Origin of the sequence: Xanthomonas sp. SHU 166 (assembly GCF_000364685.1) — a bacterium.
In the GTDB taxonomy this organism is placed as follows: domain Bacteria; phylum Pseudomonadota; class Gammaproteobacteria; order Xanthomonadales; family Xanthomonadaceae; genus Xanthomonas_A; species Xanthomonas_A sontii.
This window is the reverse complement of record NZ_AQOJ01000779.1, coordinates 1-718: the sequence shown is the minus strand read 5'-3', so window position 1 is coordinate 718 and position 718 is coordinate 1. Positions and strand designations below refer to the sequence as shown.

Annotated in this window: 1 protein-coding gene; it reads right to left on the bottom strand. The window is 74.1% G+C overall.

Annotated features, from left to right (window positions below; all coding sequences use genetic code 11):
• Nucleotides 1–718: 4-alpha-glucanotransferase (locus tag D180_RS18080; RefSeq protein ID WP_017913900.1), on the bottom strand; the 718-nt coding region annotated here is incomplete at both ends.

The following is a 718-nucleotide window of genomic DNA, read 5'->3' as shown; positions in this document are numbered from 1 at the left end:
GGCGGGCGGCAGCGCCGCGGCGACCGCCTGGTCCATGCGCGCGACATCGTCGCTGCGTGCCTCATGGTCGGCATGTTGCTGCGCGGCGTCGCTCAGTTGCAGGCGCCGGCGCCAGTCGATGTCCTCGCCGCGGCGCCAGCCGCGCAGAGTCGGCAGGTCATGGGTGGTGGTGGTGGCGAGTGCGTCGGGGCGCCACTGCGCCGGCGGCAGGAACGCGCCGGCGCGGTCGCGGGTGAACAGCAGCACGTCGATGCCCATCACCCCGCGGCGCGACAGTTCGGCGCGGATGCCGTCCGGCACCACGCCCAGATCCTCGCCGATCACGATCGCGCGGTGCCGCCAGGATTCCAGCGCCAGCAGGCGCAGCAGGTCGTGCAGCGGATAGCGCAGGTACACGCCGGTGGACGAGGGCGCGCCGCGCGGGATCACCCACAGCCGCAGCAGGCCGAGGATGTGGTCGATGCGCACGCCGCCGCGATCGCGCATCACCGCACACAGCAGTTCGATGAACGGTGCAAAGCCGCTGGCGCGCAGCGCGGTCGGTGCATAGCCGCAGATGCCCCAGGCCTGGCCGTCGCCGTTGAACGCGTCCGGCGGCGCGCCCAGTTCCAGCCCCTGCAGCACCGCCTGCGGCCACGCCGCGGCCTCGGCACCATGCGCGTCGAAGCCGACCGCCAGGTCGGCGATCAGGCCGATGCCCATGCCGTCGGCGCGCGCC